This is a genomic window from Sphingobium sp. AP50 (genome assembly GCF_900109095.1).
Classification (GTDB): domain Bacteria; phylum Pseudomonadota; class Alphaproteobacteria; order Sphingomonadales; family Sphingomonadaceae; genus Sphingobium.
On the sequence record NZ_FNYZ01000006.1, the window covers coordinates 162,936 to 184,782 of the forward strand.

At 62.3% G+C, this 21,847-nt stretch carries 21 protein-coding genes; 12 read left to right on the forward strand and 9 right to left on the reverse strand.

Going from position 1 to position 21,847, the window contains the following annotated elements:
* Window positions 1-14: 14 nt before the first annotated feature.
* Both era and BMY84_RS12655 read left to right on the forward strand, forming a co-directional pair.
* A complete protein-coding gene (gene era / locus BMY84_RS12650; protein ID WP_371262414.1) occupies window positions 15-929 on the forward strand; it encodes a GTPase Era in 915 nt (304 codons plus the stop codon).
* A gap of 291 nt (window positions 930-1,220) precedes the next feature.
* The gene (locus tag BMY84_RS12655) at window positions 1,221-1,937 is read left to right on the forward strand and encodes a GGDEF domain-containing protein (RefSeq protein ID WP_177204000.1); all 717 of its coding nucleotides are present in this window, start codon (window positions 1,221-1,223) and stop codon (window positions 1,935-1,937) included.
* A gap of 5 nt (window positions 1,938-1,942) precedes the next feature.
* Here the strand turns inward: BMY84_RS12655 and BMY84_RS12660 are convergent, their stop codons facing one another.
* The 6 genes from BMY84_RS12660 to BMY84_RS12685 form a co-directional block, all read right to left on the reverse strand.
* The gene (locus BMY84_RS12660; RefSeq protein ID WP_143075035.1) at window positions 1,943-2,596 is read right to left on the reverse strand and encodes a hypothetical protein; all 654 of its coding nucleotides are present in this window, start codon (window positions 2,594-2,596) and stop codon (window positions 1,943-1,945) included.
* A 23-nt stretch (window positions 2,597-2,619) separates the two neighbouring features.
* Window positions 2,620-5,202 carry a type I DNA topoisomerase gene (topA, locus tag BMY84_RS12665; protein WP_093084298.1) on the reverse strand — a complete coding sequence of 861 codons (2,583 nt, stop codon included), beginning with the start codon at window positions 5,200-5,202 and terminating at the stop codon, window positions 2,620-2,622.
* A 64-nt stretch (window positions 5,203-5,266) separates the two neighbouring features.
* On the reverse strand, window positions 5,267-5,761 hold the full coding sequence (locus tag BMY84_RS12670; protein WP_093084299.1) for a hypothetical protein: 495 nt from the start codon (window positions 5,759-5,761) through the stop codon (window positions 5,267-5,269).
* A complete protein-coding gene (dprA, locus tag BMY84_RS12675; RefSeq protein ID WP_093084301.1) occupies window positions 5,758-6,840 on the reverse strand; it encodes a DNA-processing protein DprA in 1,083 nt (360 codons plus the stop codon). Before dprA ends, BMY84_RS12670 begins: the two co-directional genes overlap by 4 nt.
* Window positions 6,837-7,448: a glycerol-3-phosphate 1-O-acyltransferase PlsY gene (gene plsY, locus BMY84_RS12680; protein ID WP_093084302.1), complete on the reverse strand. Its 612-nt coding sequence runs from the start codon at window positions 7,446-7,448 to the stop codon at window positions 6,837-6,839. The genes dprA and plsY overlap by 4 nt, the downstream gene beginning before the upstream one ends.
* A gap of 71 nt (window positions 7,449-7,519) precedes the next feature.
* The gene (locus BMY84_RS12685; protein WP_093084404.1) at window positions 7,520-8,062 is read right to left on the reverse strand and encodes a sugar O-acetyltransferase; all 543 of its coding nucleotides are present in this window, start codon (window positions 8,060-8,062) and stop codon (window positions 7,520-7,522) included.
* Between the two features lie 97 nt (window positions 8,063-8,159).
* On the opposite strand from BMY84_RS12685, the gene murI reads away from it, so the two are divergent.
* The 3 genes from murI to BMY84_RS12700 all read left to right on the forward strand — a co-directional run bounded on the left by murI (window position 8,160) and on the right by BMY84_RS12700 (window position 11,360).
* Window positions 8,160-8,963, forward strand: a complete 804-nt coding sequence (murI, locus tag BMY84_RS12690) for a glutamate racemase (protein ID WP_093084304.1) — start codon at window positions 8,160-8,162, stop codon at window positions 8,961-8,963.
* A gap of 192 nt (window positions 8,964-9,155) precedes the next feature.
* Entirely contained in the window at window positions 9,156-10,382 is a 1,227-nt protein-coding gene (gene hemA / locus BMY84_RS12695; protein ID WP_093084305.1) for a 5-aminolevulinate synthase, read from the forward strand.
* A gap of 51 nt (window positions 10,383-10,433) precedes the next feature.
* Window positions 10,434-11,360 (forward strand): carbon-nitrogen hydrolase family protein, encoded by a 927-nt coding sequence (locus BMY84_RS12700; RefSeq protein WP_093084306.1) that lies wholly within the window; start codon window positions 10,434-10,436, stop codon window positions 11,358-11,360.
* A gap of 224 nt (window positions 11,361-11,584) precedes the next feature.
* On the opposite strand, the gene BMY84_RS12705 is transcribed toward BMY84_RS12700, so the two are convergent.
* From BMY84_RS12705 to BMY84_RS12715, 3 genes are all read right to left on the reverse strand, one after another.
* Window positions 11,585-11,806, reverse strand: a complete 222-nt coding sequence (locus BMY84_RS12705) for a GIY-YIG nuclease family protein (protein WP_256215226.1) — start codon at window positions 11,804-11,806, stop codon at window positions 11,585-11,587.
* Window positions 11,807-11,876: 70 nt separating this feature from the next.
* Window positions 11,877-12,521, reverse strand: coding sequence for a class I SAM-dependent methyltransferase (locus tag BMY84_RS12710; protein ID WP_093084308.1), 645 nt, complete (start codon window positions 12,519-12,521; stop codon window positions 11,877-11,879).
* Window positions 12,518-13,735 carry a DUF3419 family protein gene (locus BMY84_RS12715; protein ID WP_093084309.1) on the reverse strand — a complete coding sequence of 406 codons (1,218 nt, stop codon included), beginning with the start codon at window positions 13,733-13,735 and terminating at the stop codon, window positions 12,518-12,520. Before BMY84_RS12715 ends, BMY84_RS12710 begins: the two co-directional genes overlap by 4 nt.
* Window positions 13,736-13,865: 130 nt before the next feature.
* Here BMY84_RS12715 and BMY84_RS12720 point away from each other — a divergent pair, with 130 nt between their 5' ends.
* The 7 genes from BMY84_RS12720 to BMY84_RS12750 all read left to right on the forward strand — a co-directional run bounded on the left by BMY84_RS12720 (window position 13,866) and on the right by BMY84_RS12750 (window position 21,696).
* Complete coding sequence (locus BMY84_RS12720; protein ID WP_093084311.1) at window positions 13,866-14,858, forward strand: ligase-associated DNA damage response exonuclease; 993 nt, start codon at window positions 13,866-13,868, stop codon at window positions 14,856-14,858.
* 365 nt (window positions 14,859-15,223) lie between these two features.
* Entirely contained in the window at window positions 15,224-16,807 is a 1,584-nt protein-coding gene (locus BMY84_RS12725; protein ID WP_093084312.1) for a cisplatin damage response ATP-dependent DNA ligase, read from the forward strand.
* A gap of 239 nt (window positions 16,808-17,046) precedes the next feature.
* Window positions 17,047-17,322 carry a hypothetical protein gene (locus BMY84_RS30105; RefSeq protein ID WP_218146950.1) on the forward strand — a complete coding sequence of 92 codons (276 nt, stop codon included), beginning with the start codon at window positions 17,047-17,049 and terminating at the stop codon, window positions 17,320-17,322.
* 20 nt (window positions 17,323-17,342) lie between these two features.
* Window positions 17,343-17,690 (forward strand): GFA family protein, encoded by a 348-nt coding sequence (locus BMY84_RS12735; RefSeq protein WP_093084314.1) that lies wholly within the window; start codon window positions 17,343-17,345, stop codon window positions 17,688-17,690.
* An 82-nt stretch (window positions 17,691-17,772) separates the two neighbouring features.
* Window positions 17,773-18,978 carry a saccharopine dehydrogenase family protein gene (locus BMY84_RS12740; RefSeq protein ID WP_093084315.1) on the forward strand — a complete coding sequence of 402 codons (1,206 nt, stop codon included), beginning with the start codon at window positions 17,773-17,775 and terminating at the stop codon, window positions 18,976-18,978.
* Between the two features lie 97 nt (window positions 18,979-19,075).
* Window positions 19,076-20,248, forward strand: a complete 1,173-nt coding sequence (locus tag BMY84_RS12745; RefSeq protein ID WP_093084317.1) for a carboxynorspermidine decarboxylase — start codon at window positions 19,076-19,078, stop codon at window positions 20,246-20,248.
* A 248-nt stretch (window positions 20,249-20,496) separates the two neighbouring features.
* Entirely contained in the window at window positions 20,497-21,696 is a 1,200-nt protein-coding gene (locus tag BMY84_RS12750; protein WP_093084318.1) for a type III PLP-dependent enzyme, read from the forward strand.
* Window positions 21,697-21,847 lie beyond the last annotated feature (151 nt).

Consider the following 21,847-nt stretch of genomic DNA (forward strand, 5'->3'; position numbering starts at 1 on the left):
TTTGAATGGATGGAATGAATTTGACGGCTGATATGGAATCCCAGCGCTGCGGCGTCGTTGCGATCGTGGGCGCGCCCAATGCGGGCAAGTCTACGCTGGTAAACGCGCTGGTGGGGCAGAAGGTAGCGATCACCAGCCCCAAGGCGCAGACTACCCGGACCCGCGTGATGGGCGTCGCGATCGAGGGCGACGCGCAGATCGTGCTGGTCGACACGCCCGGCATCTTTGCGCCCAAGCGCCGGCTGGACCGTGCGATGGTGCAGGCCGCCTGGGGCGGTGCGCAGGGATCGGACCTGATCGCGCTGGTCGTCGATGGCAAGGCCGGACTTGGTCCCAAGATGGAGCCGATCATCGAAGCGCTGGTCCATCGCCCGGAGCGCAAATGGCTGATCCTCAACAAGGTCGATATTTCCATCAAGGAAAAGCTGCTGGTCCATACCCAGAGGCTGTATGAGCGGGTCGGTTTCGAGGAAACCTTCTTCATTTCCGCGCAGACCGGCGACGGCCTGGCCGAACTCAAGACCGCGTTCGCCAACGCCATGCCCGAAGGCCCGTGGCATTTCCCCGAAGATCAGGTGTCGGACGCCACCGACCGGATGCTGGCGGCGGAAATCACGCGCGAGCAACTCTATCACCAGTTGCACGCCGAACTTCCCTATGCCGCTGCGGTCGACACCGAGCAGTATAAGGAACGCGACGACGGGTCGGTCGAAATCCACCAGCAAATCCTGGTCGCCCGCCCGACCCAGCGCGCCATCGTGCTGGGCAAGGGCGGCCAGCGCCTGAAGGAAATCGGGTCGAAGGCCCGCGCCGAACTGGCCAGCATGCTGGGTGTGAAGGTTCACCTCTACCTGCACGTCAAGGTGAAGGAAGACTGGGAGGATGATCGTTTCATCTATCGCGACATCGGCCTCGACTGGGTGGACTGAAGCGAGATATTCAGGCTAAATCGTCATTGCGAGCGCAGCGAAGCAATCCATTGTCGCACCATGGATTGCTTCGCTGCGCTCGCAATGACGGCATGAATCATGGCAAAGCCATCCAAGTCCAGAGCCACAAATTGCATCCACCACATCCGTTCGGTTCGAGCTTGTCGAGAACGCAAGCGCCGACTTTTCGACAAGCTCGAAGTGAACGGAGCAGATGATTGGCGTAAGCCTGTAAAATCTGGCCATTCGGGTAAATTCATCATTTACCTTATGCCGTTACGGCTCCGTTCCATGGGTCCGAAACAGAAAATCGCCTGTGCCGTGGGCATATCCGTGTTCGGGACGGTGGTCATTATGACCGTCGTTTCGCTGATACCCGGCATGTTCATTCCGCTGCGCTATTTCAGCGTCGGCATCTTCTGTTCCGGCAGCATTTCCACACCCGTCTGCGTCCTCCTCGTCCGACAGAGCGAGGAGAACCGGCGGCTGCGACAGGAACTGGAATTGCGGGTGGCCGAACTGGCGCGACTGGCACAGATCGATGGCCTGACCGGCCTGCTCAGCCGTAACGCCTTTTTCGATCGGGCCGAGCAGGTCCACCGCCAGCCGGGCAACTGGTATCTGCTGATCGATATCGATCATTTTAAACGCTTCAACGACGATCATGGGCATCAGACCGGCGACGCCGTGCTGCATGCCGTGGCGACGGCGATCGCGCAGGCGCTGCGCCCGGTCGATCTATGCGGCCGACTGGGCGGCGAGGAATTTGCCGTATGCCTGATCGATTGCGATGAAGATCAGGCTACACGCCGCGCCGAACATGTCCGCGCGTCGATCCAGGCTCTGCGGGTACGCGCAACGAACGGCCGCATGATGCGCGTCACCGCCAGCATCGGCCTGAGCCGTGGCGAACCGGCCCAACCGATCGAGGCGAGCCTCCATCGCGCCGACATCGCCATGTATGCGGCCAAGACCGGCGGCCGCAACCAGGTGCGGCGCGCCGCCTGACGGCCTTATGGGGTCGGCGCCTCGTTTTCGGCGATGATCGACTGCGCCAGTTCCGTGGCCCGGCTGAGCAGTGCCTTTACCGTCTCCGGACCCTGATAATTGTCATAGGCATAGGTGGACAGGACCTTCCCATCGACCGCCGTGACGCAACCGCCCAATCCAACATGCGTCGCGACAGTGCCGAGCTTGAACTGCATGGCGCCGCCAACAAGCCCACAATTGTCGTTGATCCCCATGGGAACGACCGTGCCCGTCGCCTCAGCACTCGTCCCGAATAGCGACGACATCCGCTTTTCCAGATCGGCGCTCAAGCTGTTACCCTCAAGAAACTGCTTTAATTCCGGCTTGTCGAACTCGGCGCCTATCATGGTCAGCAGTTGCTTGCGCGGTATGCTGGCGGCCAGTGCCGATACCGGCGCTTTCACCAATATATAGCGATCAATCTTCTCTGCGTCCGCATCGCAAGGGAACAGGGTGAGCAGCGTGAGATTTTGCTGATCCACCGAGGAAATCATCTGGGCGACGGTGGATAGCGTGCCTTTGGGCAGGCAATAGCCATCGGGCAAGGTCCAGGACAATTCCCGCTCACCTACCGAAAAGCGCGCCACCTGCCGCTCCGCCGCCATAACCGGGGCGGCGGACATCAGGCTAATGGTCATGATCCATCGTAAGATCATGGGCCTTACTCCGCCGCAGCCTTCTTCTTTACCGAGGCTTTCTTGGCGGCAGGCTTCTTCTCGCCCGCTTCCTTCTTTGCCGCCGGCTTTTTCGCCGCGGCCTTCTTGGCAGGCGCCTTCTTGCCCTTCTTCGCCGGGGCGGCCGCAGCGCGCGCGTCGATCAATTGCGCGGCTTCCTCCAGCGTCAACTGGTCCTTGTCCACCGTCTTGGGCAGCGTCGCATTGGTCGTGCCGTCGGTGACATAGGCGCCATAACGGCCTTCCATCAGCTTGATCTCGGCATCGGTACGTGGATGGGCGCCCAGAACCTTCAGCGGCTCGCGACCGCCGCTCGACCGGCCACCCCGGTTCGCGGCTTCCGCCAGCTTCACCACGGCGCTGTTCATGCCGACCTCGAAAATCTCGGCCGTATTTGCCAACCGCCCATATTTGCCGTCATGCAGCAGATAGGGACCAAAGCGGCCGATATTCGCCACGATCGGCTTGCCCGTTTCCGGGTGCAGGCCGACTTCGCGCGGCAGGCTGAGCAGCTTCACCGCCCAGTCCAGCGTCATCTCGCCATCGGGCAGATCCTTGGGGATCGATCCACGCTTGGCCTCCTTGCCCTCACCCATTTCGATATAGGGACCAAAGCGCCCGGATTTCTTGACGATATCCTGCCCGGTTTCGGGATGTTGGCCAAGGATTTCCGGTCCGGTATCCTCGCCATCCTTGCCGCCGGGCTGGCCGAACTTGCGGGTATATTTGCACTCGGGATAGTTGGAGCAGGCGATGAACGCGCCGAACCGGCCGCCCCGCAGCGATAATTGCCCGTCGCCGCACATCGGGCAGGCGCGTGGATTGCTGCCGTCCGCTCGTGGAGGGAACAGCATCGGCTCCAGAAACTTGTCCAGCTCCGCCGTGATGTCCGACGGCTTCTGTTCCATGACCTCGGCCGTCTTGGGCTTGAAGTCCCGCCAGAAGGCCTCCAGCACAGCCTGCCACTGGGCACGGCCGCCGCTGATGTCATCCAGTTCGTCTTCCAGCCCCGCGGTGAAGTCGTAGGATACGTACCGTTCGAAGAAGCGTTCGAGGAAGGCTGTCACCAGCCGCCCGCTCTCCTCGGCGAAGAAGCGGTTTTTCTCGATCCGCACATAGTCGCGGTCCTTGAGCACCTGAAGCGTGGAGGCATAAGTGGACGGACGACCGATCCCCAGTTCTTCCAGACGCTTCACCAGCGACGCTTCAGAATAGCGCGGCGGCGGCTGGGTGAAATGCTGTTCGGCCGTCACCTTCTTCTTGGCCGGAGCATCGCCCTGCGCCATGCGCGGCAGGATCTTGCTGTCGTCGTCGTCGCTGTCGTCCCGCCCCTCTTCATAGAGCGCAAGGAAGCCGGGGAAGATCACCACCTGCCCCGTGGCGCGCAGCGTGTGGCTGCCGCTGCCATCGACCAGATCGATCGTCGTGCGCTCCAGCCGTGCCGAGGCCATCTGGCTCGCCAGCGCGCGCTTGAAAATCAGGTCATAGAGGCGCGCATGATCGCCCGAACCCACCTTGTCGCGATGGAATTCGGTCGGGCGGATGGCTTCATGCGCTTCCTGCGCATTCTTCGCCTTGGTCTGATATTGGCGCGGCTTTTCGGGCAGGTAGCCGCCGTCATAGCGTTCCGCAATCGCCTTGCGCGCGGCGGAAATGGCGCTGCCGTCCATCTGCACGCCGTCGGTACGCATATAGGTGATCGCGCCGTCCTCGTAGAGTTGCTGCGCGATCCGCATCGTGTGGCTGGCCGAAAAGCCCAGCTTGCGCGCGGCTTCCTGTTGCAATGTCGAGGTGGTGAACGGCGCGGGAGGATTGCGGCTGAGCGGCTTCGTCTCGACCTTGTCGACGGTGAAGCGACCGGCCTCCACATCGGCTTTCGCGGCCATGGCGTCGCCTTCCTTGCCGATGGTCAGGCGGTCGATCTTCTCGCCCTTCCAGCGGACGAGGCGCGCGGTAAAGCCCTGCCCGCCCTGCTCCATCTCGGCCGCGACCGACCAATATTCCTGCGGCGTGAAGCTTTCGATCTCCCGCTCGCGCTCCACCACCAGACGCAGCGCGACCGACTGGACGCGGCCCGCCGACTTGGCGCCGGGCAGCTTGCGCCACAGCACCGGCGACAAAGTGAAGCCCACCAGATAGTCGAGCGCGCGGCGCGCCCGGTATGCGTCGATCAGATCCTCGTCCAGTGCGCGCGGCTTGGCCATCGCGTCCAGCACCGCCGCCTTGGTGATGGCGTTGAACGTCACCCGCTCTACCGTCTGCGGCAGCGCCTTCTTGGCGCGCAGCACTTCCTGCACATGCCAGCTGATCGCTTCCCCTTCGCGATCAGGGTCAGTCGCGAGGATCAATCGCGTCGCCTGCTTGGAAGCGTCGGCAATGGCCTTGAGCTGCTTGCCCTTGTCGCCATAATTTTCCCACGACATGGCAAAGCCGTCGTCAGGATCGACCGACCCATCCTTGGCCGGCAGGTCGCGGATATGGCCATAGCTGGCGAGGACGTGGAAATCGCCGCCCAGATATTTCTCGATGGTCTTCGCCTTGGCCGGCGATTCGACAATGACAAGCTGCATTCAGGCCCCGGTAGAAAAGTCTCTCACGTATACGCGCGAGTGTGGATGGTCGAAACGGACGGCGTCAAGCGGTGGCGTCAATCCCGCTGCAAAGATGGGTTGCCTGCCGCCGATACTCAAATCCTCTGCCGTCGTCAGCGGTTATGTGAAGCATATCGAGATTTCGCTCTTCATGGGTGTAATAGGCTTTATCTCCGGATCGCACGACGAATGGATAGTTTCGACCGGAACCGCCCGGTGTCTGCACAAATCTGTAGCCGCTGGCTGTGCGTTTTAAATTGATGGGATCATCAATGTTCAGGACAATTCCAATCTTCGCATTTTCCAGCCGAAATGGAGTCGGCGGCACTTCTGCTCCAAAAATCGCACCTTTGGCTGCAAGCCGAAAAGACGGCCCGTCGGGCGCTTTATAGCAACCAAACACCAGGTCGTTTTTCGGTGAGGGTTTGGGAGATGCGCCGAAAAATAGAAAGCCCAGAAATCCAGCTACCACCGCCAGACGCAGACCATGGAAAAACCAGCGAAACTCCTTGTCGGGATCAGAAATGCCATATGTCATGCCAAGCTGACTCGCCCTCCAGCCTGCCGCTCCAGTCCGCCCGCCAGCTCCAATTCCAGCAATATCGTCTGCACCACCGCCGGCGACAAGCCCGACTGGCGAATGACTTCATCCACTGCGACCGCCACTGGCCCCAGCAGCGCGATCACCGCCGTCCGCTCGCCCTCCGCCACATCGCTCGACACCGGCTCGCCGATGAAGTCGAAGCTGCCCTGACGGACCATCCGGGGGTCGAAGCCGCCGATCGCCTCCATAATGTCCGTGCCATTCTGGATCAGGATCGCGCCCTCGCGGATCAGCGAATTACAGCCCTGCGCGCGCGGATCGAGCGGCGATCCTGGCACCGCCATCACTTCGCGCCCCGCCTCACCCGCCAGTCGCGCGGTGATGAGCGATCCGGACTTTGGCGCGGCCTCGACCACCACCGTACCCAGCGCCAGGCCGGCGATGATCCGGTTGCGCGCGGGGAAATGGCGGGCGAGCGGCTGGACGCCCGGCGGATGCTCCGTCACCAGCAGACCTTGGCTTCCCACCTGCGCCTGCAAATCCCGGTTCTCCGGTGGGAAAGCGATGTCGATGCCGCTGGCGATCACACCGATCGTACCGCTGTCGATCGACCCGCGATGCGCCTCCGTATCGATGCCGCGCGCGAGGCCCGACACGACCACCGCGCCCCGTTGCCCCAAATCCTGCGCCAGGCTGCGCGCAAAGCGGCAAGCCGCTGCCGATGCGTTGCGCGCGCCGACCATCGCGACACAAGGTTTTGCCGCCAGCGTCACATCGCCCCGCACGATCAGCGCCGGCGGCGCGCCCTCCATCTGATCGAGCAGCACCGGATAATCCGCATCACCCATCAACAGGTATCGCGCGCCCAGCGCCCGCGTCGCGGCAATCTCCCGCTCTACGGTGCTCGCATCGGCGACGCTGGCCTTGCCCCCGCCACGCGCGGCAAGATCGGGAATGGCGCGCAGCGCTTCGCCCGCGGAACCGAACCGCGCGAGCAATTGCCGATAACTGACCGGACCGATCCGGGGGGAGCGGATGAGCCGCAGCCTCTCGAACCGGTCCCGCTCGCTCATTGCGGGGATGCGTCCTTGGATTTGCCGATTTTCGGCTCCTCGCCCTTCGTCAGCCGGGCGATATTGGCGCGGTGCCGCCATAGCACGATGAGGGCGAGCGCCAGCGCCACCGGCACCAGATCAAGCCGACCGAACGCCCACATGGCAACCGGCGCGCTGATCGCCGCCGCCATGCCGCCGACCGACGACCATTTCGTCCCGAACAGCGCCGCCAGCCATACCGCCGCGAAAATGCAGCCCGCCGGCCAGAACATCGCCGTCACCACGCCCATCATCGTCGCCACGCCCTTGCCCCCGGCAAAGCGCAGCCAGACCGGATAGCAATGGCCAATGAATGCCATCGCGCCTGCCATCGGCCCACCGCCATCGATCAGCCATGCGCCGATCAGCACCGCCGCCGCGCCCTTCAGCAGATCCAGCAGCAATGTCGCCGCCGCCAGCCCCTTGCGCCCGGTACGCAGCACATTGGTCGCGCCGATATTGCCCGACCCGATCTGCCGCAGGTCGCCCGCACCGGTAAAGCGCGTCAGCAACAGGCCAAAGGGGATGGAGCCGAGCAGATAGCCGAGCGCCAGAACGAAAGCAGGAAGAAGCCAGGGAGGTGTCATGAAAATCGCCAGTATAAGTTGCGCGCGACCATAGCGTGACAGGCGCGCGGGGCAATGGGGTTAGGATGCTCTTAACGTATCCGCGCAGGATTGCCGACCACGGTCGCGCCCGCCGGCACATCGCGCGTCACCACGCTCCCGGCCCCGATCAGCGCATCGTCGCCAATCTTTACGCCCGGCAGGATGATCGCCCCGGCGCCGATCCATACATTGCAGCCGATGCGGATCGGCCTGCCCCATTCGATGCCGGTTGCCCGTTCGGCCGGATCGCGCGGATGGTCGGCGGTCAATATCTGTACGCCCGTGCCGATCTGCGTCCCGTCCCCTATCGATACTTCTACCACGTCCAGGATCACGCAGTTGAAGTTCAGGAACACGCCGTCGCCCAGAAAGATGTTGAAGCCATAGTCGCAATGGAAGGGCGGCCGGATGGTTGATCCCGCACCCAAAGCGCCCAGCCTTTCGCGCAGCAAGGCCTCCCGCTCCGGCGGCAGGGTGGCGTTGAACCGCTGCATCCATTCCGCAGCTGCCAGCTGATCGGCGATGATTTCCGGATCATTGGCATGATAGGGTTCGCCCGCGATCATCTTCTGCTTCATGGTGCGGTCGGTCATCCTGATCTCCTTCTTGGCCCGGCGAGGTGGCAGCGGGCGGCCCGCTTTGCAAGCGCTGCCGTTGACAGCTTCGCCCCATGCCGCGACACAGGCGCGCATGACGGTCGCGCCAGATGCTCCCATCCTTTTCTTCGATTCCGGTGTGGGGGGCTTGTCCATCCTTGCCCCGGCGCGCGCCGCACTGCCGACGGCGCGCATCATCTATGCCGCCGACAGCGCCGGTTTCCCCTATGGCATCAAGAGCGAGGCGGAAATCGCCGCGCGCGTGCCTGCGTTGCTCGGCCGGCTGGTGGAGCGTTATCGCCCGCGCCTCGCTGTCATCGCCTGCAACACCGCGTCGACCATCGCGCTCCAGCATGTGCGCGCGGCGCTCGACATTCCGGTGGTCGGTACTGTCCCGGCGATCAAGCCCGCCGCTTTGCTCTCCAAAAGCCGCGTCTTCGGCGTGCTGGGCACCGACGCCACCGTGCGCCAGCCCTATGTCGATCGGCTGGCGGCGGAACATGGCGCGGACTGCACGGTGCTGCGACACGGATCGGCGGCGCTGGTCCAGCTTGCCGAAGCGAAGCTGCGAGGCGAGGCACTCGACCCGGCCATCGCCCGCGATGCTCTGGCCGGTCTGACCGATCAGCCGGGCGGCGACCGGATGGATATGGTCGTGCTTGCCTGCACCCATTTTCCGCTGGTGGAACAGGAGCTTGCTGCCGCCGCGCCGCATCCCATGGGCTTCGTCCATGGCGGCGATGGCATCGCCCGCCGCATCCTCTATCTGACGCAGGGTCAAGCCTGGCCAGACGCACCAGCGCCCGGCACCGCCGTCTTCACCCGCGTCGATGAAAAGGTGGAAGCCCTTCGCCCCGCACTGGCCTCCTATGGCCTCGACCACATCGAAGCGCTTTGAATGAGAGCTTTGAATGGCATGGGCCATTTGTCCTATGGCCAATTCTATCTATCAGTCTGATAGGTATTTCTCCCTAAAGTTGCGAGCGGTTATCGCTGGTAATGACACGGCGGCGCAGGTAAATGCCGCCTTGGGTAAGAGGATGGCGCAGCGAAGAAAATCAGCGCGCGAGGAAACGGGAAGACAGGCGTAGTGAACTACAAACATATCTTTTCGCAGGCGATCGACCGGCTCCACAGCGAAGGTCGTTACCGCGTTTTCATCGACATCCTGCGTAACAAGGGTGCGTTCCCCAACGCGCGCTGTTTCCACGGCCATAATGGTCCCAAGCCGATCACCGTCTGGTGCTCCAACGATTATCTCGCCATGGGCCAGCATCCCAAGGTGGTCGCCGCCATGGAGGAAGCGCTCCATGATGTCGGCGCTGGCTCTGGCGGCACCCGCAATATCGGCGGCAACACCCATTATCACGTCGATCTGGAAGGCGAACTGGCCGATCTGCATGGCAAGGAAGGCGCGCTGCTCTTCACTTCGGGCTATGTCTCTAACGAAGCGACCCTGTCGACGCTGGCCAAGCTGCTGCCGGGCTGCATCATCTTTTCCGACGAGCTGAACCATGCCTCTATGATTGCGGGCATCCGCAATTCGGGCTGCGAAAAGCGAGTCTTCCGCCATAATGACGTGGAGCATCTGCGCGAACTTCTAGCCGCCGAAGACCCCGAAGCGCCCAAACTGATCGCGTTCGAAAGCGTCTATTCGATGGACGGCGACATCGCGCCGATCGCGGAAATCTGCGATCTGGCCGACGAGTTTAACGCGCTGACCTATCTGGACGAAGTCCACGCGGTGGGCATGTATGGCGCGCGCGGCGGCGGCATTTCCGAACGGGACGATGTAGCCGGTCGCCTGACCATCATCGAAGGCACGCTGGGCAAGGCGTTTGGCGTGATGGGCGGCTATATCGCCGCTGACCAGATGATCATCGACGTGATCCGCAGCTATGCGCCCGGCTTCATCTTCACCACTTCGCTGTCACCCGTGCTGGTCGCCGGCGTGCTGGCGAGCGTGCGCCACTTGAAGGGGTCGAGCGAAGAGCGTGAGGGCCAGCAGGCGTCGGCCGCGCTGCTCAAGCATCTGATGGCGGAGGCCGGCCTGCCGGTCATGCCGTCGGTCACGCATATCGTGCCGCTGATGGTTGGCGATCCGGTCAAGGCCAAGCGGATCAGCGATATCCTGCTCGCCGAATATGGCGCCTATGTGCAGCCGATCAATTACCCCACCGTCCCGCGCGGCACGGAACGGCTGCGCTTCACCCCCGGCCCGGCCCATACCGAAGCGATGATGCGCGATCTGGTGTCGGCGCTGGTGGAAATCTGGGACCGGCTGGAACTGGAACTGCTGGAACGTCAGGCGGCCTGAACAGGCCAACTGGCCCTTTCGCCTGACCGTCAGGATGGTTAGGGCGTCGGCATGAGCAAGATGATTGTTGGCGCCCTGCAAATCGGTTCCGATTATGCGGGCAAGGCAGCTACGTTAGATAATATACTCGCGTTCGAGGATCGCATTGCATCCTCCGGCGCTTCTCTGATCGTCATGCCCGAAGCCTTGCTGGGCGGTTATCCCAAGGGGGAGGATTTCGGCACGCGGCTGGGCTATCGCATGCCCGCCGGGCGTGATGCCTTTGCCCGCTATCATGACAATGCGGTCGATCTGGACGGACCGGAACTGACGGAACTGGCGGCGCTCTCCACCCGCACCGGCGCGACATTGGTGCTGGGCGTCATCGAACGGTCCGGCGCGTCGCTCTTCTGCACGGCGCTGTTCATCGAACCGGAACGCGGCATCGTCGCCAAGCATCGCAAGCTGATGCCGACCGGCACGGAGCGGCTGATCTGGGCACAGGGCGACGGATCGACCATGCCGGTGGTCGACAGCCAGGCGGGCAGGCTGGGCGCGGCGATCTGCTGGGAAAATCACATGCCGCTGTTCCGCGCGGCCATGTATGCCAAGGGCGTGGACATCTGGTGTGCGCCCACGGTGGACGAGCGTGACGTCTGGCGCAGTTCGATGCGCCATATCGCGCATGAAGGCCGCTGCTTCGTGATCAGCGCCTGTCAGGTCCAGCCCTCGCCCGCCGCTCTGGGGAAGGCGGTGCCCGACTGGGAGGATGCCCGGCCGCTGATCGAGGGTGGCAGCATGATCGTGGGGCCGCTCGGCGACGTGCTGGCCGGACCGCTGGAGCGCGAGACGGGATTGCTGACGGCGGAGATCGATACCAGCGACCTCATTCGGGCGCGCTATGATCTGGACGTAGTCGGCCATTATTCCCGCCCGGACATTTTCAGCCTGCATGTGGATGAAAGGCCGCGTCCGGGCACGCTGTTCAGGGGAGATTGAGGGGGTGAGGGTGCGACCGCTTTTCGATGCATAGGCGCGACGCAAGGCTGACCAGTTGAAGAACCATCCTCCCAACCTCCGTTCGTCCTGAGCCTGTCGAGCCGCGGGCGACCGAAGGTCAACGACGCGCGATAACACCAGCCTCATCCCCCTTGCCGGTTACGCGACAGCAATTTCAACCGCTCCCAATCACCAACGATCAAGGCCTGCTTCTTCGCCCGGCTCTATCCTTTGATTCGGCGCTCGGCAGCCAACGCCTCTTCTCGCGTCCCGAAACTGTCGGTCCAGACCAGAGCCACCGGCCTGCGCACAGCTGTATATCCGCCGATCAAGCCTTGCTGATGCTGGGCGATACGGGTTTCCAAATCCTCCGCATGGCCCGCATAAAAAGACCCATCGCTGCACCGGAGGATATATGCATGGAAGACCATATCCTGTTCTACCATCAACGCGCGTCCTTCGACAGGCTCAGGACGAACGGAGGTGGGTTGTTCGTCAGCTAAACTGGGCGGGCCCTTACACCCGGATCAACCCACCCCGCACCGCATAACCGCGATAGAGTGTGCGGCTATGCGGGAAGCCACCCATATCCTGCGCCAGCCGTTCGATCGCTCCGCTCAGTTCGCGCCGGGGCGAGACATGGAACTGGTCCAACCAGCCGAACAGCGCGCGTTTCCACAGCGTCGGCAATTGCTCCTGCTGGCCGAAGTCGACAATCTCCAGCCGGCCGCCCGGCGCGACGCAGCGGGCCGCCTGATGCAACGCCATTTCCCATTCCGGGATCATCGACAGCGCATAGCTGATGAACACCCGTTCGAATTTAGCGCGACCGAACAGCGCCTCCGCGTCGAAGCCGCAGGCGTCCCCCTGCGCCAGCGTCACCCGATCGCCCATGCCCGCTTTCGTCACGCAGGCGCGCGCCGTTTCCAGCATCGCCTCGCTGATGTCGACGCCATAGAGACGTGCCTTTGGCCAGGCCTTGCCCACTGCGATCAGGTTGCGCCCGGTGCCGCAGCCGATTTCCAGCACCGCGCCGCCCTTCGGCACGTCCAGATCGGCGATCAGCCCGTCGCGCCCCAGCAGATAATATTTGCGGGTGAGGTCATAGATATGGCGCTGATAGCGATAGACGCCATCCATCAACTGGCGATGGCTCATCAGGCGCCCTTCAGCACATAGAGATGGACGCCGCCATAAATGGCCGACCGGTCGCGCGCGGTATAATCTAGCGATGCCTCGGCCTGATAGTCCCAGCGATCCAGCACGGCATCGGCCACCCGCCCCGGCAGGATGCTCGGCTCCCCGGCGGTACGGAACAGCACCCGCGCGCCGGGCTTGGCCGTCCGCGTGATCTGCGCCCAGAGTGCGTTCAACTGATCGTCATCCATCCAGTCCTGCGCGTCGAGCAGGATATAGCGGTCGCAGGATGCCATCTTCTGGCTGGCGAGGAAGTCGGTGAAATTGATGTGCCGCACATCGACCCGCTCGGCGCGCGCCCGCACAGCCTCATGGTTGGCGGCTTGCAGATAGGGCGGCAAAGGCCCTTCGCCGCCGGCATAACCGCGCCCGAAGGCCTGCACGGCGAAATAATTGTCCTTCAGGTCGAAATCGCAGGCCAGTTTCTTCAGCCGCGCCTTCAGCACAGTGTCCATCCGGTCATCGCCCGCCAGCGCTTCGAACTGCGCAGGCGGGATACCCAGGCCAAAGAGCGAGGCCGGCTGGCTGGTCAGCCAGCGCACGAAGCCCTTGTCGAAGATCGGCGCCAGTTCCCGCTCGAAGATTTCGCGCTGTTCCTCGCGGCTCTGCGCATCCAACATCCGCTTGGGGTTGATGCCGTGCAGCCGGGCCAGCAGATGCGCCGCGCCGATGAAGCGGCCAAGCAAGCCATGCTTGTAGATGCCCCGCGCAAAACCGCCGATCCGGCGGCGACCGATCAGGTCGCGCCCTTCCCAGTAACGCCGCGTCGCCTCGTCCAGATGCGGGGCGACATGACTGCGATAAACAGCGATATTCGCCTTGTCGTCGGCGCGGGCGAAGAAACGATGGAAAGCCGCATGATCGGGCAAGGTCTGCGCCGCCGTGCGCTTCAGCTTGTTGAGCGCGATATGCGCGGTGTTGAGATCGACCGCCGTGATCTTCGCCGGATCGGCGGTCAGATAGGACAGGACATTGCAGCCGCCCGACGCGATCGTCACCACATGGCAATCGGGCGTAATTGCCAGCGCCTCCATATCCACCGCCGGGTCTTCCCAGATCTGGGCATAGACCAGCCCCCGAAACGCGAAGGTGAAGGCGCGCTCCAGCAGGCCTTGCTTGGACAGATGGCGATGACGATGCACCGCATTGGTGATTTTCGTGTGGGCTGCTGCGGTCATGAGCGCACTCCTCGCTGACGGGTCGTTGGCGCGCCGATAGGGCAATGGCGTGTCACCGCCATGACCGGGCGATGACGGAGCGATGACTCTCCTTGCGGAACCGCGACCGCCTCTCCCATCTTCTACACCCATGGCCCATTGGATCGAACCGCACCCCACCGGCATCTATGTCCGCCCCGCCGATGCGTGGATCGACCCGTCGCTGCCGCAGGAGCGAGCGCTGGTGACGCATGGCCATGCCGATCATGCGCGTGGCGGCCATGGCCATGTCTGGGCCACGCGGGAAACGCTGGCCATCATGGGCCTCCGCTATGGCACAGCCAGCGGCACGGCGGTCGGCTATGGCGAGGAGGTCAGGCTGGGTGGCGTGAAGATCCGCTATGTCCCCGCCGGCCATGTGCTGGGATCGGCGCAGATCGTTCTGGAGCATGCCGGCGAGCGCGTGGTCGTGACCGGCGATTACAAGCGTCGGCCCGATCCAACATGCCTGCCGTTCGAACCGGTGCCGTGCGACATCTTCGTGACCGAAGCAACCTTCGGCCTGCCCGTCTTCCGCCATCCCGATACGGGGAGCGAAATGGACCGGCTGCTGACCGCGCTGCACGCCAATCCCGATCGCTGCATTTTGGTCGGCGCCTATGCGCTGGGCAAAGCGCAGCGGGTGATTTGCGAACTGCGCGCGCGCGGCCATCAGGCGCCCATCTATATCCATGGCGCGCTGGAACGCATGTGCGCCCTCTATCAGGATTTCGGCATCGACATGGGCGAGTTGTGCCCGGCAACCGGCGTGGTGGCGAAGGAAATGCGCGGCGCTATCGTCGTCTCGCCCCCATCCGCCCTCAACGACCGCTGGAGCCGCCGCCTGCCCGATCCAATCACGGCCATGGCATCGGGCTGGATGCGGGTGCGCCAGCGCGCGCGGCAGAAGAATGTCGAACTGCCGCTGGTGATATCCGACCATGCCGACTGGGACGAACTGACCGACACCATCCGGGAAGTCGCGCCCAGCGAAACATGGATCACCCATGGCCGCGAAGAAGCCCTGCTCCACTGGTGCATGACCCACCAGATCCGCGCCCGCGCGCTGGCGCTGGTGGGCCGCGAAGAGGAGGATGAGGGGTGATGTGGAAAAATACCGGACCTAAACACCGATGCAATATTGTAATTCAGGACCACCACCTGGACGAATCTGATGCATAACTTCCGCTACAACCTTAATATTATGCGGAGGTACTAACCTAATCCTATCTCCGACTTTGGGCGGCACTTCGCAGAGGATCGTCGCAAACATATTGCCGCCCACTACACTGTACACATCAACCTGCACACTCATGGATTATCCCCTATGATTGATAATGATGACTTACAAACCAACGATATTATTCGAAGAATTTCTACGATATTGCAAGCTGCAAAGACAGTGATGATCCGGACTGGAGCAATTTCGGTATCCGCGATACGGAGCCCAACGCATTTGGTCTGTAGTCAATGAGGCAATTCTCCCAATTGCTCGACGGCCTCGTCTACACCCGCTCGCGCAATGGCAAGCTGGCCCTCATCGCCGCCTATATGCGCGAAGCGCCAGATCCGGACCGGGGCTGGGCGCTTGCTGCATTGACCGGCAATCTCGACCTGAAGGCCGTCAAGGCCTCTGCCATCAGCGAGATGATCCGCGCCCGCACCGATCCCATCCTTTATGAAATGAGCCGCGACTATGTCGGCGACCTCGCCGAAACCGTCGCCCTGCTCTGGCCCAAGCGGGAGGAACAGCCCGCCGAACTGGACGACGGCTCGCTCAGCCTCTCCGCCGTCATCGATCGCCTGCACAATGTCAGCCGCGCCGCCGCGCCCGATGCGCTGGCGCAGATGATGGACCATCTCGACGCATCGGGCCGCTTCGCCCTGCTCAAACTTGCCACCGGGGGCCTGCGCGTCGGCATTTCCGCCCGGCTCGCCAAGACCGGATTCGCGCAGGCCTTCGGCCTCGATGTCGATGATGTGGAGCAGGTTTGGCACGCGCTCGCCCCGCCCTATGCCGCCCTGTTCGACTGGGCGGAGGGCCGCAGCGGCCGCCCCGATCCCGAAGGCACGCCCTATTTCCGTCCCTTCATGCTCGCCCATCCGCTGGAGGCGGACAGCGTCGACCTCACTGACTATGCCGCCGAATGGAAATGGGACGGCATCCGCATCCAGATCGTCGGCACGGGCAAGGAGACGCGCCTCTACAGCCGCGCAGGCGATGACATATCGGGCAGCTTCCCCGAAATCGCGCAGGCCTTCGCCGGCCATGCCGTTCTGGACGGCGAATTGCTGGTAAAGGGCGATGCGCAAGGGGGAGAGGCCGCCAGCTTCAACGCCCTGCAACAGCGGCTCGGCCGCAAGGCCGTCAGCGCGAAGATGATGGCCGACTATCCCGCCTTCGTCCGCCTCTACGACCTGCTGATCGAGGGCGACGCCGATCTGCGCGCCCTGCCCTGGACAGAACGCCGCGCCCGGCTCGAAGCCTATATGCCGTATCTCATGCCCGATCGTTTCGACCTGTCGGCATTGATCGACGCCCCCGATTTCGAAACCTTGGCCGACATTCGCGCCGGCGCCCGCGACGCCGCGATCGAGGGTGTGATGCTCAAGCGCCGCGACAGCCCCTATATCGCCGGTCGCAAGGCGGCGCTCTGGTATAAATGGAAACGCGATCCGCTGACCGCCGACTGCGTGATGATGTATGCCCAGCGCGGCCACGGCAAACGGTCGTCCTTCTATTCGGACTATACGTTCGGCTGCTGGACAGACGATGGCGAGTTGCTGCCCGTAGGCAAGGCCTATAGCGGCTTCACCGACGAGGAACTGAAATGGCTCGACCGCTTCGTCCGCCAGAACACGGTCAACCGCTTCGGCCCGGTGCGTGAGGTGGAAAAGACGCTGGTGCTGGAGGTCGCGTTCGATAGCATCCACGACAGCAAGCGCCACAAATCCGGCCTCGCCATGCGCTTTCCAAGGATCGCGCGGATCCGCAAGGACAAGCCAGCGGTGGAGGCCGATAGGGTCGAGGGATTGAAGCGGCTTGTGAGTTAACTATCACTCCACTGTCAGATGAAGATTGTCACGGAAGAAAAGGTTCGCCACATTCCGAAACCGTTGAAAGGCTGAGGCGATCAATGAGCTATGACCTGATGGTGTTTGAACCGGGGCATGCCCCGAAAAATCGAACCGACTTCATGATCTGGTACGAGCATTAGACGGAGTGGACCGAACCTCATGATTATAGTGATCCTACTGTCACAACCGACAAGCTGAGAAGATGGTATGAGGACATGGATCGGGTTTTCCCGAACATCCATGGCCCTACTATCACCGACGACGACCTCGAAGACGCGCGATTGACGGATTATTCCATTGGAAAATCAGTTATCTATGTCGGCTTCGCATGGTCGCAAGCCGAAGAAGCATATTATGCCGTTCGTGAACTCGCGCAGAAGCACAATCTCGGCTTCTTCGACGTGAGCGCTGATGAAGGTGAAATTCTGGACCCAAGCGTTGCCGCGAATGTCGAAAAAACGCCTTGGTGGAAAAAGCTCTTCCGCGCTTAGGCATTTTTAGGAGAACGATCATGCCCTATACCGGAAGCTGCCACTGCGGGGCCGTCACTTTCAGCGTCGCGGCCGCCTCGCCAACCGAAGGCATGATATGCAACTGCTCCCATTGCAGCCGCAAGGGCTTCGTCCTGACTTTCGTGCCCGTCGACCAGTTCACGCTGGAAAGCGGCGCGGAGAGCCTGACCGACTATCTCTTCTACAAGCACAATATCACGCATCAATTCTGCAAAACCTGCGGGACGGAGCCTTTCGCGCTCGGCAAATCGCCCCAGGGTGAGATGCGCGCGATCAACCTGCGCTGCGTGCCATCAATCGATATCGATGCGCTGACCATCACCAAGGTCGACGGCGCCAGCTTCTAACTCTGACTTTGCGCTGTCACGAGACGTCCCTATATGGGCGCTTTCGCGCGTCTGGCGCGACCATAGATATGGAGCAGTTGAATTGAGCAAGGTTCTGGTCATCGGCGCAGGCGGCGTCGGTTCCGTCGCGGTCCACAAGATGGCGATGAATCCCGATATTTTCAGCCATATCACGCTGGCCAGCCGTCGGATTGTGAGCTGTGAAAAGGTCGCCGAATCGGTGAAGGCGCTGACCGGCGTGACCATCGACGTGGCCCAGGTCGACGCCGACAATGTCGAGGAAACCGTCGCCCTCATCCAGAAGGTGCAGCCCAAGCTGGTCGTGAATCTGGCGCTCCCCTATCAGGATCTGGCGATCATGGACGCCTGCCTCGCGACCAAGACCGACTATCTCGACACCGCCAATTACGAACCGCGCGACACGCCCAAGTTCGAATATAGCTGGCAGTGGGCCTATCAGGAACGCTTCAAGGAAGCCGGCATCATGGCGCTGCTGGGCTCTGGCTTCGATCCCGGCGTGACCAGCGTGTTCGCCAGCTACATCAAGAAGCATCTGCTCGATACGATCGACACGCTCGACATTCTCGATTGCAATGGCGGCGACCATGGCCAGCATTTCGCCACCAACTTCAACCCGGAAATCAACATCCGCGAAGTGACCGCCCCGTCGCGTCACTGGGCGAACGGCGAATGGGTCGAAGGCCCGGCGCTCAGCCACAAGCAGAGCTTCGATTTCGATCAGGTTGGCCCCAAGAACATGTACCTCATGTATCATGAGGAACTGGAATCGCTCGCCAAATTCTATCCGGAAATCAAGCGTATCCGCTTCTGGATGACCTTCGGCGACGCTTACCTCAAGCATCTGGAGGTTCTCCAGAATGTCGGCATGACGCGGATCGATCCGGTCATCTATAATGGCCAGGAAATCATCCCGCTTCAGTTCCTGAAGGCCGTACTGCCCGAACCGTCGAGCCTGGGTTCCACCACCAAGGGCAAGACCAATATCGGCGACATCGCCACCGGCCAGAAGGATGGTCAGGAAAAGACCGTCTATATCTATCAGGTCTGCGATCATGAAGAAGCCTATGCCGAAACCGGCAATCAGGCGGTCAGCTACACCACCGGCGTCCCGGCGATGATCGGCGCGGCCATGATGCTCACGGGCGCCTGGAAGGGTGAAGGCGTGTTCAACATCGAACAGTTCGATCCCGATCCCTTCATGGACATGCTGAACAAGCACGGCCTGCCCTGGCAGGTGAAGGAACTGGACGCGCCGCTGTCGTTCTAAAATCAAGGTGCTCCTGCGAAAGCAGGAGCCCAGGGTTCCGGGCGCCGTTTTTGGCGCCCTAGGCTCCTGTTTTCGCAGGAGCACGGAGTACATTGTCATGGAAACCCGCGCCGGCGATCCCGCCGCTTTCGCTCATTTCGATCTGTACCGCGTCCCCTCGCCCGCCTTCGTGGTGGATGAGGCCGCGGTGCGGCGGAACCTGTCCATCCTGCGCGACATTGGCGACCGCGCCGGCATCAAGGTGCTGGGCGCGCTCAAGGCCTTCTCCATGTGGTCGCTTGGGGGCGTGCTGGGCGAATATCTGGACGGCGTCTGCGCATCGGGCATCTATGAAGCGCGCCTTGGCAGGGAGGAATATAAGGGTGAAGTCGCAACCTATTGCGCCGCCTATAAGCCTGCCGATCTGGCTGAAATCCTGAAGATTTCCGATCATGTGATCTTCAACAGCCCCGGCCAGATCGCCCGGATGAAGCCGGTGATCGACGCGGCGCGCGCGGAAGGCCGCGTCTTCGACATCGGCCTGCGCCTTAACCCCCTCCATCCGGAGGGCGAAGTGCCCAAATATGATCCGTCGCAGCCGCACAGCCGCCTCGGTTTCCCGGTGAACCAGCTTCGCCCCGAGCATCTGGAAGGCGTCGACGGCCTGCACGTCCATAATCTGTGCGAACAGGATTTCCTGCCGCTCGAACGCACCTGGGCCGCGATCGAGCCGTTCGTCATGCCCCATGTCGGCACCCTCAAATGGCTGAACTTCGGCGGTGGCCATCATGTCACCCGCGCCGATTACCAGATTGACGACCTCATCGCCTTCCTTCAACGGATCAAGGCGCAGACCGGCCTCGAACTCTATATCGAACCGGGCGAAGCGATGGCGCTCGACGCCGGCATATTGATCGGCGAAATCCTGGACGTGATCGACAATGGCATGCCCGTCGCCATTACCGACATCAGCGCCACATGCCACATGCCCGACGTGATCGAAGCCCCCTATCGCCCCGCCATGCTGCATGAGCCGGAGGAAGGCCCGGTCACGCGCCTTGGCGGCCCATCCTGCCTCGCGGGCGACATCATCGGCGATTATCGCATCCCCGGCGGGGCCGAACCGGGGGCGCGTATCGCCTTCCTCGATCAGGCCCATTATTCGATGGTGAAGACCAACACCTTCAACGGCGTGCCTCTGCCCGCCATCTGGCTGTGGAATTCCGAATCCGACCAACTCACGGAAATCCGATCCTTTTCATATGACGATTTCAAGACACGCCTGTCCTGATTTTGACCGCACAGGCGCATGATTGCCTGCGTTAATCGGGCGGAAAGCATCTTCCGCCCGATAGAAATTTCCTTTCTTTTCAACACCTCACCCACACTCCAGCACGGTTCATGGCAGGGTGCGCAACAAATTTGAGATGCGTGCTTTACAGGGGGGACCCCTCCGCATATATCGACCGTCCGCTGCCCCATGGGACTTCCACCGCAAGGCAGCTTTTTCGCCCTGAACTACACTGGAGGTCCCTTGAATTGCACAAGCATCCTAGCGCGCTGGGGGTAGCGACCACCCTCACACCGGCAGCACCGGTAACGCTGATTCGCCCCGAAGCCGCTGCTCGGGCCGCCCGCTTCTTTACGGAGAAGTTTCCGGGTCGCTCGCTCTATGCGGTGAAGGCCAATCCGTCTCCTGATCTGATCCGCACGCTGTACGCATCGGGCATCACGCATTTCGACGTGGCCTCGATCGCGGAAGTGCGTCTGGTCGCCGAGACGCTGGCGGGCGAAGACCATGTCAAGCTGTGCTTCATGCACCCGGTCAAGGCCGAGGAAGCGATTGCGCTGGCTTATCATGATTATGGCGTGCGCACCTTCTCGCTCGACACGATCGAGGAGTTGGAAAAGATCATGCGCGCCACCGGCGACGCGACCGATCTGGAGCTGTGCGTTCGTCTGCGCGTCTCGTCCGAACATTCGGAACTCAGCCTCGCGTCGAAGTTCGGCGCGGAACTGGGCGAAACCCGCGAACTGCTGATGGCCACCCGTCAGGCCGCCGATGCGCTGGGCATCTGCTTCCATGTCGGCAGCCAGGCCATGAGCCCCCAGGCCTATAGCGATGCGATCGAGCGCGTGCGCGCCGCGATCGTGGACGCAGCCGTCACGGTCGACATCATCGATGTCGGCGGCGGCTTCCCGTCCATCTATCCGGGCATGGAGCCCGTCGCGCTCGAAAATTATTTCGAAGCGATCCACCGTGGTTTCGAAAGCCTGCCGGTCAGCTATTCGTCGGAATTGTGGTGCGAACCTGGCCGCGCGCTGTCGGCGGAATATAGCTCGATCATCGTGCGCGTCGAACGTCGCCGCGGGACCGAACTCTACATCAACGACGGCGCCTATGGCGCGCTGTTCGACGCCGCGCATATCGGCTGGCGCTTCCCCGTGGCTCTGCTGCGCGAGGAAGAGAGCGAGGAGGAGATGACCGCCTTCTCCTTCTACGGTCCGACCTGCGACGATATGGACCATATGGTCGGCCCCTTCATGCTCCCTGATGACGTGAAGGTCGGCGACTATATCGAAATCGGCATGCTCGGCGCCTATGGCGCGGCGATGCGCACCGGCTTCAACGGCTTCACGTCGGAATCGACGATCGAAGTGGAAGATGAGCCGATGGCCAGCCTCTATGCCGAAACCGTCGCGCCGCGCCGTCGCGCAACTGTCATCAAGCTGGGCTAACCGCCCCGCAGGAGAGAATGCTATCCCTCGCCGCTCCCCCTTGGCGGCGAGGGATTTTCTTTGCCTGCGATCAATTCACTCCGTCGTTGCGAGCGCAGCGAAGCAATCCATCGGTGCTCCAGTGGATTGCTTCGCTGCGCTCGCAATGACG